This is a genomic window from Reichenbachiella sp. (genome assembly GCF_039969095.1).
Lineage (GTDB): Bacteria > Bacteroidota > Bacteroidia > Cytophagales > Cyclobacteriaceae > Reichenbachiella.
The window spans coordinates 523,650-539,785 of sequence record NZ_JBDVOL010000011.1 but is presented as its reverse complement, the minus strand read 5'-3'; the positions used below and the strand labels follow the sequence as shown (position 1 = coordinate 539,785).

At 39.3% G+C, this 16,136-nt stretch carries 10 protein-coding genes; all 10 read left to right on the top strand.

Annotation, left to right across the window (positions count from 1 at the left end):
• Positions 1 to 18: 18 nt before the first annotated feature.
• The 10 genes from ABJH98_RS10925 (at position 19) to ABJH98_RS10880 (ending at position 15,905) form a co-directional block, all read left to right on the top strand.
• Positions 19 to 4,113, top strand: coding sequence for a PKD domain-containing protein (locus ABJH98_RS10925; protein ID WP_348307708.1), 4,095 nt, complete (start codon positions 19 to 21; stop codon positions 4,111 to 4,113).
• Positions 4,114 to 4,298: 185 nt separating this feature from the next.
• Complete coding sequence (locus tag ABJH98_RS10920; RefSeq protein ID WP_348307707.1) at positions 4,299 to 4,775, top strand: transposase; 477 nt, start codon at positions 4,299 to 4,301, stop codon at positions 4,773 to 4,775.
• Positions 4,776 to 5,255: 480 nt separating this feature from the next.
• Entirely contained in the window at positions 5,256 to 6,569 is a 1,314-nt protein-coding gene (locus ABJH98_RS10915) for a hypothetical protein (RefSeq protein ID WP_348307706.1), read from the top strand.
• A gap of 98 nt (positions 6,570 to 6,667) precedes the next feature.
• Positions 6,668 to 8,506, top strand: coding sequence for a DUF885 domain-containing protein (locus tag ABJH98_RS10910; protein ID WP_348307705.1), 1,839 nt, complete (start codon positions 6,668 to 6,670; stop codon positions 8,504 to 8,506).
• 259 nt (positions 8,507 to 8,765) lie between these two features.
• A complete protein-coding gene (gene fabG / locus ABJH98_RS10905; RefSeq protein ID WP_348307704.1) occupies positions 8,766 to 9,509 on the top strand; it encodes a 3-oxoacyl-ACP reductase FabG in 744 nt (247 codons plus the stop codon).
• Between the two features lie 10 nt (positions 9,510 to 9,519).
• Positions 9,520 to 10,506, top strand: coding sequence for a ketoacyl-ACP synthase III (locus ABJH98_RS10900; protein ID WP_348307703.1), 987 nt, complete (start codon positions 9,520 to 9,522; stop codon positions 10,504 to 10,506).
• A 22-nt stretch (positions 10,507 to 10,528) separates the two neighbouring features.
• Complete coding sequence (locus tag ABJH98_RS10895; protein WP_348307702.1) at positions 10,529 to 12,046, top strand: sodium:solute symporter; 1,518 nt, start codon at positions 10,529 to 10,531, stop codon at positions 12,044 to 12,046.
• Complete coding sequence (locus ABJH98_RS10890; RefSeq protein WP_348307701.1) at positions 12,039 to 13,511, top strand: AMP-binding protein; 1,473 nt, start codon at positions 12,039 to 12,041, stop codon at positions 13,509 to 13,511. The genes ABJH98_RS10895 and ABJH98_RS10890 overlap by 8 nt, the downstream gene beginning before the upstream one ends.
• A 3-nt stretch (positions 13,512 to 13,514) precedes the next feature.
• Positions 13,515 to 14,465, top strand: a complete 951-nt coding sequence (locus ABJH98_RS10885; RefSeq protein WP_348307700.1) for an alpha/beta hydrolase — start codon at positions 13,515 to 13,517, stop codon at positions 14,463 to 14,465.
• Between the two features lie 9 nt (positions 14,466 to 14,474).
• A complete protein-coding gene (locus ABJH98_RS10880) occupies positions 14,475 to 15,905 on the top strand; it encodes a hypothetical protein (protein ID WP_348307699.1) in 1,431 nt (476 codons plus the stop codon).
• The last annotated feature ends 231 nt before the right edge of the window (positions 15,906 to 16,136 follow it).

The following is a 16,136-nucleotide window of genomic DNA, read 5'->3' as shown; positions in this document are numbered from 1 at the left end:
AAAATGAATACCAACAATATGAACAAAATAAAAAACCCCCTTTCTGGCTTATTGGTCATGCTAGTTAGTTTTGGATATACTCAAGCGCAAGGGGTTGTAAAGAATTTACCACTATCTGTAGAAGCTGTTGTTCCCGGAATAATATCAGATACTAGTTTCATTGGGACGATGGACGAAAGAATAGATGTGCAAATGCCATTGCAAGAAATTGAAAGCATTCAACAATCTTGGGCGGATCGTATGACTGAAACTGAAGAGGAGAGTACAGCACGTGTATTAGAAACACAAGGTTTTGGTGCAGGAGCGGCTAGCACAGGTACTGGTCAAGGAATTAGTTGGATGTCCACAAAACCTAATATATCGGTTCCTCCTTCACCTACTGCCGGATCCTTAACTATTAGTGGAAACTCCAGTGTGGATATGTATAGTGGGGCAGCTAGAGTTAATATTCCTCTATTTAATTATTCAAGAGTTGATGTTGATTTAGATATAAGTTTGAATTATTCAAGTAATGGCGTAAAGGTAAATGACGTTGCTGGATGGGTTGGGATGGGTTGGAATTTGAAGGCTGGAGGATCAATAAGCCGTGTTCTTAAAGGACTTCCCGACGAATTCGTCGGTGGTATTGGTGCTATGTGTAGAAACTGCTTGCCATTTGATGCTGTTGGTTATCTAGACCTCAAGAATTCAGGTGTTGATTTATCAAAATTCACGAGCGATTCTTATACCAATACTAAAAAACAAAAAATTATTAGAAATGGAAATTGGCAAACGCTAGATGGAAGAAATCATGGCGATGGGTTAGGGACACCTGTTGCCTGGGATACTCAACCAGATGAGTTTTATTTTAATTTTGGCAATTACAGTGGAAAGTTCTTATTCGATCAAGAAGGAAATATATTTTGTATGCCAAAGCAAAATTTGATTATAGATAAGAAAATGGAGGACGTTGATATCAACGATGAAACCCATCGAATGATAACAGAATTTACTGTTACCACTCCCGAAGGATATACTTATGTTTTTGGAGGATCTGATTTTGAAGCAATTGAGTCTTCTCAACTTGTTAATGTAAGTAAAACAATAAATTACTCTTATCGCAAGGCTAAGGATAATAATGGGTGGATAGAGTTTTATAATTCCGACGGAACTAGAGCTGCTGGTTTATGGGAAAGACTTCCTAGAATGGGGCTTTCTACTGATAGAGCTGGCAATATAGAATACGATACGGAAGATCAGATTTCTAAGTATTCCACATATACTTCAACTTGGTATCTTAAAAGAATTGAAAGTCCGACAAATCATTGGGTAAACTTTTCTTATAATCAACCAGACAATACTCTCTTTTACGTTATGTCTAGAAATCAGCGAGTTTCCATTCCAAATCTTGTAGAGTACGCTTATAATCCTGATAATGACAACAACTACTATTGGTTTTTCATAACAGATGGAACAACTCCAAGAGATCAATTTGTCACATTTTCTAGAGATGAACTCTTGGTAGATTCCAGACAATTGTCTGAGGTGAATTTTGATGACGGAAGCCAAGTTAGATTTCAGGCAACGACAGAGCGAGAAGATTTACTAGGCATCAATGCTCTGAATAAAATTACGATAATAAATAATGAAGGTCAGATAGCCAAATCATACGAACTGGATTATTCGTATAACCAACCAGATTTACCTGACTCACAGCTAAGTAATCAAACAGTGTGGGCGCTTGAGGAAACTAATATATCCGAAACCGAAGTGGAAATTATACTTTTCCCAGAGTATGAAGGACAGACTGGCGCGGAATTAATTGTCTCAGAAAGAAAAAGACTTCAGCTTGATAACATTAAAGAAATTGGACTAAACTCTTCACGTGACTTGTTTTCATTTAAATATAATGAAACCGCCCTGCCCAGAAGAACATCTTATGCACAGGATAAATATGGATTTTTTAACAAAAATTATACAGGGAGTACTATTCCAAGGATATCATATACTGATTTTTTAGGAGGCAATAGTCATCAATCTGGCCATAAGTTTTTTACATGGTACAATATGAATAGTTCTCAGAAAGCTTTTAGTGGTGCGAATCAAGCATCAGATTCCGAAAGAGCCAAGGCTGGGGTACTAGAAAAAGTCATTGATGCTAATGGTGGGATCAAGGAGTTTAAATATTCTCTTGGTATAGGAGCTCTTAAAGTAAGTGCAATGCTATATTACCCTAATCCAAGTGATGAGCAGAAGTATTTGCAGAACAATTATATTTATACCCCTTCCAGTACTGTTGCCTCACCATTTTTTTCCACATCGTATTTAATAACAAATGAGGTGGTCAATTATGATAATCAAAGAGTAGAAGTGTCCTCTGTTCCTATTGGTATTAAAAATCAGATTGCAGGAGTGCCAAATGTATACGATAAAGTAACTGAAAGTATGGGCGAAGGGGTATCAATATATGATTTTAGAAGTACTGATGATGTTGAAGTTGAAGTATCAAATAGTTATGTTGTTACAGACACTAAAATTTTGCAGTCTTATGATTTGGAATATCCATATCCGCAACCAACAGATTTAGAATGGAAAAGGGGAGCGGTGATATCTCATCAGGTTTTGAATCAGGAGCAAAAACAAATAGAGTTAACTGAAAATACATATAATCCAGATGATGTTGAAAAAGAAACAATTTATGGAATTAAGTCTGGTATTAGGTACGATGATTATGATCGTCCTATTTACTATGGAGGGTTGTATAAATATGAAACAGATTGGATTCATATGGATAAAAAAGTTATATCCAAGAATGATCAAATAAATTCAGAGAATTCTATTGAATTGGTAAATGAACAAAAGTATAAATCCTTGAATCCTGGTTTGTTGGATTACACCTTGACCAAATATGAAAATGGTTCTCAGATAAAAAATGAATTTAGTTATGTGTTTGATTTAACCCAAGGAGATCGTTCATTAGAATCTACAGAAAGTGCAAGAGCCATTTGGAAATTAAAAGATAAAAATGCCATTGCGCTACCTATAGAAGTGGTTCAGTCAATTAAAAAAGACCAAGGTGAATTTAAAATAATTGGAGGACAATTAATTGAGTACGCATGTGGAGATTTTTTCGAATCATCTGCAAATAGCGATGTAGTTTTAAAGAGAAGGTTGTATCAACTCAATACCAAGACATCCATAATTTCGTCATCATTCACAAAAGCTAGTTTATCAGATGACGGAAGTAATTTTTCCTTTAATGAAAAGTATAAAGTTGCTGAATCAATTGATGACTATGATGAATTTGGAAATCCCTTAAAAAGTACATTGTCTAATGGTCTTATTACAGAATTTGAATGGAAGCATAATGGGACACTTATGAAAAGTCAAACAATTGGCAACCAAACTACTAAATATGATCATAGGCCATTGGTTGGTGTTACAAAAGTTACAGATCCAAATAACCGTTCTAGTATTTATGAGTATGATGAATTTAACAGATTGCGGCTGATTAGAGATCACAATGGAGACATTGTTGAACGTTATAGGTATCATAACATGTCTTCTGTAGGTGAATTGTCGGCAGGAATTATAACGTCATGCACTTTGCAAGATTTTCCTATATATTTTCAAACCTCTTCACAAGCTAATTATTACGGGGATACACAATATACTTGGGATTTTGGAGATGGTACGGTCATTGAAGATGGCGGTAAGTCTGTTTCTCATACCTATGAATCCACTGGTACCTTCCAATTGATCCTAACCATACAAAACGATGAGTATGAGACAGTATGTGAGACACGAACTGTAGTCGTGCAAAAACCAGTAGATGCCTACTTGATTTTCGCAGCGCCTCAGCCACACCCAGGCAGTTTTGATTTGACTGCGATCATAGAAACTTTGGGTGCAGCACATTGTGGAGAGGTAGATTATTATTGGCAAAAATCGGTAAATGATGGAGTTACCTGGACAGAGTTTACATCCTCGAGAGAGGCTAATGTTTCCGTGTATGATACCAGAGAGATGCTGATCAGGGTGACTGTTTCGGATGATGCTACATCAGTAGTTTCTCCATCTATTCTACTCAATGAAGGAGGAACACCTGAAGGTGATCCTGGTGATCCAGAATAAAAATAATAAGGTTTTAATCTTAGGTCAAACTTTAGCGACCTAGGACATTCTGTAAAGCAGAGCACGTGTGAACGATCGGGTCTCAGATGTGCTCCCACTAGCGCGCGTTTAGCTTTTTCAGCGTAACGCGTGCAAAGTATCGCTAAGAGCAAAGGCAAAACTTGAAGAATTTTATATTTTGCAGGATGTCTGAGAAATACAAATTTCAAGATCCAGCGGGTATCTATTTTGTGACAAGCACGGTTGTGCATTGGATTGACCTGTTTACAAGAAATGAATTCAAGCATATCATTGTTGATTCGTTGAAATATTGTCAAAAGGAGAAGGGGTTGCTCATACATGCCTGGGTGTTGATGCCGAGTCATTTGCATATGGTTATTAGCACCAAGGGTAAGTCTTTGGAATCGATTATGCGTGACTTCAAGAAACATACCGCTAAAGCCATCATCAAAGCGCTCGATAGAATCAATGAAAGTAGAAAGGAGTGGCTACTGAGGGCATTTGAAAAAGCAGCAGAAAAAGTACAAAGGGTTAGTTCCTACAAGGTCTGGCAAGATGGTAATCATCTGATCTATTTGGATACCAATGAGCTGCAAGAACAAAAAGTAGATTATATCCATCATAATCCTGTAGAAGAAGAAATAGTAGATGAATCGGTATAGCTCAGCAAGAGATTATTCAGGTCAAAGCGGGTTGTTGGAAAATGTGCAAGTGGAATAGTCACGCGTTACGCTGAAAAAGCTAAACGCGCGCCATGGAAACACACATATAGTCTCAATGATCGAATTCAAAACATGCGCACCTTTTAAAAATTGAAAGCCTTGTTTTTAAAAAAGCACAGCATCTTTTAAAAAAACAAAGGCATGTTTTACTGAAAAGCAAGGCATCTTTTGATCAAAAGCACAGCATCTTTTCTGTAATAGCAAGGCATCTTTTGGTTGGCTCCCCCACTAGGCGTAGAATGGAATAAAAAAGGAAGAATCAAGGTGTAGTTGTGCCGACGGCATCCCTTCGGGACAAACTACACCTTGTGGCGGGTAAATAAAGAGGATTAAAAAGACATAAAAAAACTGATTACCTTTTAGCCAATCGCTAGACTAAAAGAATAGAATCCTACAGTTTTGCAAATTGATAAGTGATTAATGAAAAACAAAGTCTATTTCTGCTGTCTTTTTATAGTAAGCTTGGTCTATACATCAAGAGCCCAAACTTTCGATGTCAAACTCTTCGAAAACACACGCAGCAACACCATTGGTGAGATTGACAAAAACAAGGAAGAGCTGGAAAGAATAAAGAAGGAGAACAAGGCCTTCATCAAAGACCAGCGAAAAGTCTATAAAACCATAAGAGATAGTCTGGATGCAGCGAAAATAGAAGACTGGCCCGAAGACAGTACCAGCAAAGCCAGAAAACCACAGAAACAGCATTTTATCTATACCAATGTGTGGTACGACCAAGCCGACATCGCCACCTGGGATTCTACCGAAGTACAAAAGAAAAACGAGCTCTTGGATTACTCTAAAGAACGTCTGGAAGGCAACTATCACTACAAGAAGTACAGCGAGCTCGACAAGAAAATCACCGGTTATCACAGAGAGTTGAAAGACTATCAGGACAGTCTGAAGACACATGAAGACGACAAGGAGAAAAGAGAGTATCTGATCATACTCAAGAAACAAGAACTGTCAGAGAAATATGGCAAAGACTTGGAAGCACTTGCGACCAAAGAAGCCACTGAGCAAGGCAAGATAGACTTCCCGACTAACAATCCGGAATTACAAAAAGTACTTCAATACAAAGAGTTGGTAGACGAGGCCGTGAATGTAAACCAATCGAAGGTGAAAGGAGTCAATTACTTTGAAGGAAAAGAGGACGTGCTGCTCAAAGCCATGGAGCAGAGTAGTGAGTTGAAAGAGAAATACTCCAAAGTGGTCAATTCGAATGATTTGTCCACAGCCACCAAGCGCAATTCATTGGAAGGCGACAGTTTCTGGGAGCGATTGGTATTTGGTGGCACCTTCCAAATCCACATTGATCAACAGACGTCGATCGATCTCAATCCAGAATTATCGTACCGTATCAATAAGAAATGGGATGTAGGCATAGGAGGAAACTATCGTGTCAACGGTGAGATAGAAGATATTTTGGGGTCGGCTCAGGATCAGAGAATCTATGGTTATCGGGTGTTTACTGAGTATTTTATACTCAAGAACTTCTATGCGCATGTAGAATTTGAATCACTGGCCGCCAAATCTACCAATCCAACAGACAACCAAGAAGTACAATGGAACAACAGTCTACTGGCAGGCATCGAACGCCGCTTCAACCTGGGAGCCAGTGCGCAAGCACAGATCTCCTTGCTCTACAACTTCATGCACAAAAGCAATCCGCTCTACAATAGCCCCTGGAACGTACGATTCGGAGTAAGTTTCAAAGGCAAAGGGAAGAAAGAGTAATTGCCATTATTCAGTTGAATCGGGAATGAAACCTTGAATCTCCGTCCAGAATAATTATCTTGGCGACTTATCTTTTGTATCATTAATCACATGCCCAAATGAAAGCTTTCAAGCATACAATGCTAATATGCACCGCTGTAGGAGTTCTTTTCCTAACAGCCTGTCAACCCAATGAATCATCGACAACTGATCAAGTTGAGCTGGTTTCAGTAGATAGTCTATTCGATGCCTATCATCAATTCAAACTAAGAATCAACCCTCTAGAAGCGACCAATGCTGGATTGGAAGGCTACAATGATGAGCTGGTGAATTACCTTGATGCCGATGTGGAGGCTGATATGCTTGCCAATTACGATGCTTTTTTGAAAGAGATAGAAGCAATAGACCCCAATACATTAGCAGAAGCTGACCAGATGAGTATTCAAGTCATGGAATGGGATTGCAAGATTAAAAAAGAAGGGCTGGAAAATACGATGCCATCAGTGGCTTCTCCGCTTTTCGATTTGCCCAACATCAATTGGTTACCTATCAATCAAATCTTCTCTTTTCATCTCTACTTTACCACATTTGCAGATGTAGGAGGCGCGCAGCCATTTGATACAGCTGAAGATTATGACAATTGGTACAAGCGTGTCAAAGCATTTATCCCTTGGTTGGAGACCGCTCAGGTTAACATGAAAGAAGGTATGGCTCAAGGGGTGGTATTACCCAAATCGATCATTAAAAAGGTTATTGGCCAAATGGATCAATTCACGAATCCTGATATAGAAAATCATGTCTTTTATGCGGCGGTAAGAAATATGTCCGACAGCATATCTGAAGAAGATCGCATGAGGATCGAATCCGACTTTCAATCTTTGATTGGTGAGGAGTTGATTCCTGCCTATCTGTCACTTGATACATTTTTGAATGAAGAGTATTTTCAGGCAGGTACAGAAACTGCTGGAATTGGAGCTTTACCTAATGGCTCCGAAACCTATCAGTACTTAGTGAAATATCATACGTCGACTAACATGACCCCTGATGAAATTTTTGAGTTAGGGAAAAGTGAAGTAGCTCGAATCCGAACCGAAATGGAGAAGGTGAAAGCAGAACTTGGGTTTGAGGGAGATTTGAACGCTTTCTTTGACCATGTGAGAACAAGTAAAGAGCAAATGCCATATACAGAACCACAGCAAGTGATTGATAATTTCAATGCCATCCACGAGCGAATGAAAGAGAATTTGAGCAAATTGTTTGATTTGACACCCAAGTCACCGTTTGAAGTAAGGCGTACGCAGGCATTTAGAGAGGCGTCGGCCAGTGCTGAGTATAATGCAGGGTCTAAAGACGGTTCTCGTCCTGGCATCTTCTATGTACCAATCCCTGATGTCACTAAGTACAACAAATACGCTGATGAGGCTTTGTTTTTGCATGAAGCCATCCCGGGACACCATTATCAATTGTCTTTGCAGCAAGAGAACGAAAGTCTACCAGGCTTCATGCACACCGAAGGTATGGGGGTGTACGTTGAAGGTTGGGCGTTGTATACGGAGTCTTTGGGTAAAGAATTGGGTCTATACACAGATCCTTATCAGTACTTCGGCATGTTGAGCGCGGAAATGCACCGAGCGATTCGATTGGTCGTAGATGCTGGTATGCACGCCAAAGGGTGGAGCAGAGAGCAGGCCATTCAATACTCTTTAGAAAATGAGGCTGAATCTGAAGCTTCTATTATTTCTGAAATAGAACGCTACATGGTAGGACCAGGCCAAGCCTTGTCATATAAAATTGGTCAACTCAAAATCAGAGAGTTAAGAACCAGAGCAGAATTAGCCTTGGGTGATCAATTCGATATCAAGGCATTTCATAATCAGGTGTTAGGTTCGGGTAGTTTACCATTAGTTGTCTTGGAAGCGAAAATCGATCGATGGATCGAAAATTCCTCCATTAACTAATGCTTTCACTCTCGCGATTCTCCAAAAGAACAGTCTGTAATACTTTTTGGATAGTCGCATATGCTAATTATGTAGTTAAGTATCATAAAATCAGTTATTTATATTTTTATTGGTCAATAAATCACCCAATAGTCAAGGGTTAATTTGATCTTTTTCGTCTCAAAAGTCTAGGGTGCTAGTATATTTTTACGAAGCATGATGATAAAGAAAGGTGTAGAGCCTTCTTTTTAAACAAAAACAAACTAGGCGAATAAGACATATGAGTAAACTTAAAGATCAGGTGGCGATTGTCACCGGAGGATCCTCAGGAATAGGTAGAGCAGCGGTATTGAAATTGGCAGACGAAGGAGCCAAAATAGCCATATGGGATATCAATGAAGAAGCTGGTAATCAACTGGCACACGAACTGTCAGATAGAAGCATTCAAGCCATATTTCAGAAAGTGAATACAGCAAATCCGGAAGAAACTAAACTCGCTGCGGAGGAAGTTATAAAACAGCTAGGGAGAATAGATATCCTGATCAATAATGCAGGAATCACTCGAGATGCCACCATCAAGAAGATGACTTATGAACAGTGGGATCAGGTGATTGCTGTCAATCTTACGGGCGTTTTCAACTGCATCAAGGCGGCCACGCCGAATATGATTGAAAACAATTTCGGTAGAATCATCAATACTTCTTCAGTCGTAGGACTTTCTGGAAATTTCGGACAAACGAATTACGCAGCTACCAAGTCAGGAGTCATAGGGATGACCAAAACACTGGCCAAAGAATTAGGCAAACATGCGATTACTGTAAATGCCGTAGCACCTGGTTTTATTGCCACAGACATGGTCAAAGCCATGCCTGAAAAAGTAATAGAGATGATGGTGTCTAAGACTCCATTAGGCCGATTGGGTGACCCTGAAGATATCGCCAATGCTTATGCTTTTCTTGCTTCAGAAGAAGCCGCATTTATCAGCGGAACCGTAATAAGCGTTGACGGCGCTGTGACCATATAACCTAACTCAGATGAACAACGCACAAATTACAGGAATAGGGGCGCATGTGCCTGCACGAGAAATTCCCAATAGCTATTTTAATGAGACCCTTGGAGAAGATGTGGATGCTTGGCTTCGAGCGAATGTAAACATCACCAAGCGGTATTGGTGTGAAGAAGATGAGTCGGTAGCCGACCTTTGTGAAGTCGCGGCTAAGAAAGCAATGTCGGATGCAGGAATTGGTCCCGAGGAGATTGATTTATTGGTTATTTCTACGGATACGCCAGAATTCATTTCGCCTTCAACTGCCTCAGTTATTCAGGATCGATTAGGGTTGAAAAATGCTGGAACATTCGATTTGAATACGGCCTGTGCAGGTTTTGTAACAGCCATGGACGTAGCGGCAAAGTACATCAGAGCCGATGATCGATACAAGCATATTTTGGTGATAGGTGGTTATGCGATGAGTAAATACTTAAACCAGAAAGATAAAAAGACGGTGACCTTATTTGCTGATGGAGCGGGTGCTGTGGTGATGTCTGCTCAAGAAGAAAGTGCTGGATGGCTGACAAGCGATTTGAGAACCAAAGGAGAGTATAATGGATGGATGGGAATCTACGGAGGAGCCACGCATCAACCGATCAATTCTGAAGTATTAGCCAACAATGATCATCAATTGAAGTTTGTGCATAAATTTCCTAAGGAATTGAACCCACAGGTGTGGACTGAAATGGCGCTGGACATCTGTAAACGACTGGATAAAAAACCGGATGATTTCGACCATTTTTTCATTACTCAATTGAATTTCAACTCAATCAACGAGACGATGGATAATTTGGGTGTGGCTAGAGAAAAAGCACACATGGTGATGGATCAGTATGGTTATACAGGATCAGCCTGTATTCCCATGGCATTAGAAGATGCCTACAAAAACAAGAAATTGAAAAAAGGTGATTTGCTGATGTTTATCGGCTCAGGCGGTGGACTGGCATTTGCTGCGGCAGCTGTACAGTACTAATTTTAGGTTTAAAGATTAAGCAATGAATAACCTCGCTTCCCCAGAGCAGATAACAGCCACTTGGATAGTGATCATATTGTATATGGTCGCTATTCTTTTTTTTGTTATTCGCGGTGCACTCCGGATCAAAAGTATGTCGGATTACGCAGTAGGCAATATTTCTTTTTCGCCGATTGCAGTTGGATTGGCGCTTGCTGCTTCCATGACGAGTGCAGCTACTTTTATCATCAATCCTGGCTTCATAGCGTTGTACGGAATGAGTGGCGTTTTGTCATTCGGCATTGTGATGCCGTTGGCCATTTTTGCTTCTCTGATTTTCTTGACCAAAGGGTTTAGAAAATATGGTGCCAATGTCAAAGCTCTGACCATGGCACAGTGGATGGGTAAAATGTACAATAGCAAAGCTTATGCATTGTTTTTTGCTTTCGTTTCTTTGCTTTTGATCACATTTATCGTGCTCATCTGTGTGGGTCTCACTCAGGTGCTTTCCAACGGTCTGAATGCTGATCCAGTGTTGGTATTGGCTTGTGTGATTCTTTTTGTATTTGGATATATGATGTTCGGAGGAGCCAATTCATTGGTTTATACCAATTCTATTCAAGCAGTATTGATGTTTGTAGTGGCGATCATTTTGTTGTCTTCAGGAACGTCCTACTTCGAAGATGGCATTTCAGGTTTTATGACCCAATTGAGCACTATTGGTCCCAATTTCGCCGAATGGACTGATCCAGATAGTCTGTTTTTTAGAGATTTTTTTGAAATTATATTTTGCCAGACAGTGATAGGAATTGCTATCGTTTGCCAACCACACATTATTACCAAGTCACTTTTACTCAAAAATGAAAAGGATGTCAATCGCTATTTGATTGTTGGCATTTTGGTGCTTATAGTATTCTTTCAAGTGGTATTTGTTGGCTTGTTTGCGCGATTGTATTTCCCTGATTTGACAGTCAATGGCTCATCTATTCCTATGGATAGTATTGTGTCTACTTATGTGGTCAGTCGTTTTCCTGTGTACATTGGGATATTAGTTATACTCGGCTTGATTTCTGCTGGACTTTCTACACTGGAAGGGCTGATTCAGTCGCTTAGTTCCTCGCTTACCGCAGATTTATTCAATCCACTTTTTGGAAAGGCTATTTACAAAGTCGGGAAAAGGGATAAACAAGAAATTTTAGTAAATAAATTGATGATTGCCTTTTTGGCTATAGTGAGTTTTGTGCTGTCATATCAGCAACTGCTTTCACCAAACTTGAGTGTGGGGATTTTTGCTCAAAATGGTGTGTACGCCTATTTTTCAGCAGCTTTTGTGCCAGTTTTGTTTGGTATGTTTCTGAAAGATGTTCAACTAAAAGCTGTATTTTCAGCATCAGTTACCGCCTTGGTGGTTCACTTCGGCGTGTATTATGGTAGATTTTTGCCATACATGCAAGAGACCGTCAACAACCCAGGGATAGCAAGTACAATAGCCATATTGACTTCATTAGTAGTTGGATTGAGCGTTCATTATTTTACAAGACAAAAGAGTCAAAATGTATAGGAAAGATTGGATATCGAAATGGGCTACGTATTCACCGGAAAAGGTGGCTATTTCTGAGTATGAAACCAATCGGACCATTACTTATCAAAAGCTAAACAGTACCGCCAATTACCTTTCAAATCATTTTGTAAACGAAGGGTGTCAGCTTGGTGATCGAATCATGGTGCTAGCAGAGCATTGCATCGAATATGTAGCACTCTTTTCAATGGCGCAAAAGACAGGCATTACTTTAGTGCCTGTCAATTACCGACTCTCAGCTTCAGAAATAGAGTTTTTGATCTCCAATTCCAAACCTTCGTTCATTATTGTTGAGAGGAAATTTGAGCATTTGATTTCTGATAGCTTACCCATTGAAATCATTTGGATGGACGATCTTGTTCAGGAGTTGGACCAAGCAATTGACAGCCACTTCAGGTCATATGAATTTGATGAAAATCATCCCTTATTCATTCTCTACACTTCAGGCACCACGGGATTTCCTAAAGGAGCAATCTATTCTCATAAAATGCTTTTTTGGAATAGTGTCAATACATCTCAGAGCTTGGAGATCACGCCTTCTGATCACACAATTTCGTGTATGCCAGCCTTTCATACAGGCGGCTGGAACGTACTATTGACACCGCTATTACATCGTGGTGCTTCTGTTGGGTTGCTGAAGAAATTTGATGCGGATTTACTGTTGCAATTGCTTGAAAAGGAGAAAAGCCAGCTCTTCATGGGTGTACCTACCATGCTCAAAATGATGACTGAATCTGATCATTTCAATACGACTGATTTGAGTCGGATGCGATATTTTATTGTAGGAGGAGAAGCTTTGCCGCTAGGTGTTATTAATACTTGGCACGACAAAGGAGTGAAAATAAGACAAGGATACGGACTGACAGAGGTTGGGCCTAATCTGACATCATTACATCAGGATCATGTCGAGCGGAAGATAGGATCGATTGGTTTGCCTAATTTCTATACAGAGATCAAATTGAAAACCGCCAAAGGCAAAGAAGCAAATCCCAATGAAATAGGCGAACTCTGTTTGTCTGGGCCATTGGTTACTCCTGGTTATTGGGACAATGAAAAGGCGACCAATGAGGCGATTCAAGAGGGCTGGTTTCATACGGGAGATTTGGCCAAAATGGACGAAGAAGGTTTTCTTTATATCGTAGATCGGATCAAATGCATGTTTATATCTGGCGGTGAAAATGTATATCCAGCTGAAGTAGAAAGAGTACTCAGACAGATGCCTGAAATTGATGAAGCTGCAGTGGTCGGCGTAGATGATTCTCAATGGGGAGAGGTAGGAAAAGCATATCTCACGGCAAGCAATGGCCGAATGCCTACAAAAGATTTGATTAAGGCGTATTGCGCTAAACATCTGGCAAAATTCAAAGTTCCAAAACACATCGTATGGCTGGATGAAATGCCGAAAAATGATAGCGGAAAAATTGATCGAAAAAAGCTAAAAGTTTAAATCATGAGAAGATCAGCAGCAACTTTACTTATATTCATTACGACAATGATAGGAAATACTAATTTCGCCCAATCGCCTCAAAAGATCAATGATTTGATTGCGAAGTACAAATATCAAGTAAAGTACGTCGAGGTGAATTCAAATAAGCAAATAGCCTATGTGGATGAAGGAAATGGAGAACAGACTTTGTTGTTTATCCATGGATTGGCCACTTATCTTCCTTCGTGGTACAAAAATATCGAAGCTCTAAAGTCCAAATACAGATGTGTGGCTATTGATTTACCGGGATACGGACGATCCACTAAAGGAGACCCTATTACAGAAATGAGCGATTACGCGGATGTGGTGCTCAAAGTCATAGGACAATTGAAATTGGATAATGTGGTACTGGTAGGGCATAGTATGGGTGGTCAAGTAGCGGTTTCAACTGTTTTGAAAAGTCCAGAGCAGTTTAAGGATTTAATCCTGTTGGCCCCTGCTGGATTTGAAACATTCAAACCTGAACAGGCAACTTGGCTGAAAACAGTTTTCACTGTTGAGTCTGTGGAGGAGGCTACTGAAGCACAGATTAGAGCCAATTGGGCATTGAACTTTTATAATATGCCTGCGGATGTAGAATTCATGATCCAAGACCGGTTAAAAATGAAGGAAGGAGAGGACTTTAATGATTATTGTCAAGCTGTGGTGGGTGGTATGCATGCGATGCTCTCAGCACCCATATTTAATCAATTGAAAAACATCAAACAGCGTACCTTAGTGGTCTATGGTGCAAATGATGGATTGATCCCAAATCAATACCTCAATCCTGGTTTAACCACTCAACTAGTAGGAGAAAATGGGGCTAGTGAAATACCGAATGCTACTTTGAAATTCATACCCGATTGTGGTCACTTCATTTCATTTGACAAACCAGAAGAAATTAACGAAATTCTAATCGAATTTCTGTCCAATTAAATCATTGCCTTGAAGGTAAAACTTAAAAAATTCACCGCGTTTGCATCTGATATTTTGCCCCATGAGGCAGATTATCTGATGAATATTCAACAATTCGATGATGAGCAAAAGCTGGGGATATTGGCGAAAATCAAAATCAATGCGCACAACAGAGGCAGTAAAGAGCCTTATAATACCTTCATAGATAAACGTAAGTATTCTGGTATGATGCGTTGGGTTCAGGATAAACTCGATGCCATAGACGTGGATAAGTATTTTGAATGGACCAATGAAATGGATCGGAAAGTTATTACCGACGCCATTACCCCTCAGGAGGAAAAAGTATTACTTCGAAGAATTAAAAACTATCGGCATCCTATCCATAACTTCATGAAGTTTTTCGAAATGGTGCTGAATTACCGTCATTTTCTACTCATACGGTTGCGCTATGATGCTTATGAAATGGTCAATTCTTTTGTGAATGAATACCAATCTGAATACGATCAGTCTAAAGCTGTTAATAAAAAATTACACGAAGCAACAGTTAATATCATCGACCAATTCAATCACAAAATTGAGGACACCAGTGAGTGGGAAGAATGGATGCTATCTCTTTTTAATAACGACAAACTGGATGGGTTCAATAGATACATGGCCGTTATTCGATTGACTTTTCTTTATTTCAATAGTCGGGAGTTTGACAAGCTGAAAGAGGTGTATGATAAGTTGGATCAGCTTTTGGTAGAGGGCAAATTTTATACTCGAAGGATTCTGTATAACTACTATGCCAATCGTCTGATGTTGCATTCTAAGTTTGATGTATTGCAGCAGGCAGAAGAATACGGGTATTTGTCTATTCGTCAGAAAAATGCAGATCATATTCAATATCTGAGCAATTTCAGCTCAATACTGATAAGACAAGGCAAAATAGAAGAAGCACTGAATCTCTTAAAAGAATCATTTTCTGAAATAAGAAACATCGATAATTTTTATCATAAAATTGGATTCGTTTCATTTTATATCAAATGTCTCAATCTCAATAATCAGCCAGAGCGTGGTGAATTGATTGCAGACTCCTTTTTGCGTATCCATAAAAATGACATCCTTACCCAGCGTTGGTATTCTTTCTTTACTGGATATGTACAAGGATTGATTAGACAGAAGAAATATGAGAAAGTGCTTCAGGTCTTCAAGAGGTATGATTTGTTAAAAAAAGATCAACAGGATCAAAAGAAAGACATCTACCTACCTACTATAAAATGGTACTACGAAATAGCGCAATTGAAAACTGGCAAGATCAATGCAGAGACCATGCTGGACTCTATTGTGAGTTTGTCCAGAGAGCATTTTACAGATCCGCACAAATCCTTCATTCTCAATCAGGTGTTAACGGAGTTAGAAAATTACATCCCCCGTACGGTGACTTTGGCTAAGTCTGAGCTACACGGCCAAACGAAATAATCAACATATTCTTCTTAGTTTTTATTGAGCAAAGGACTTTATTAGTTTGGCTTTGCTACCATTGTATTCAATCCAAATTCTCGTGAATATTTGATATACAAAGTCGCACCCATTAATAATTGACGTAACATATTGATATTCAATTAAATAGTAATTTAATTCCTTTGAATTGATATAAAAGTCAAGGATTTTGGATTTGGTCAACTACCCTAAACCGAGTGGAGCATGCTC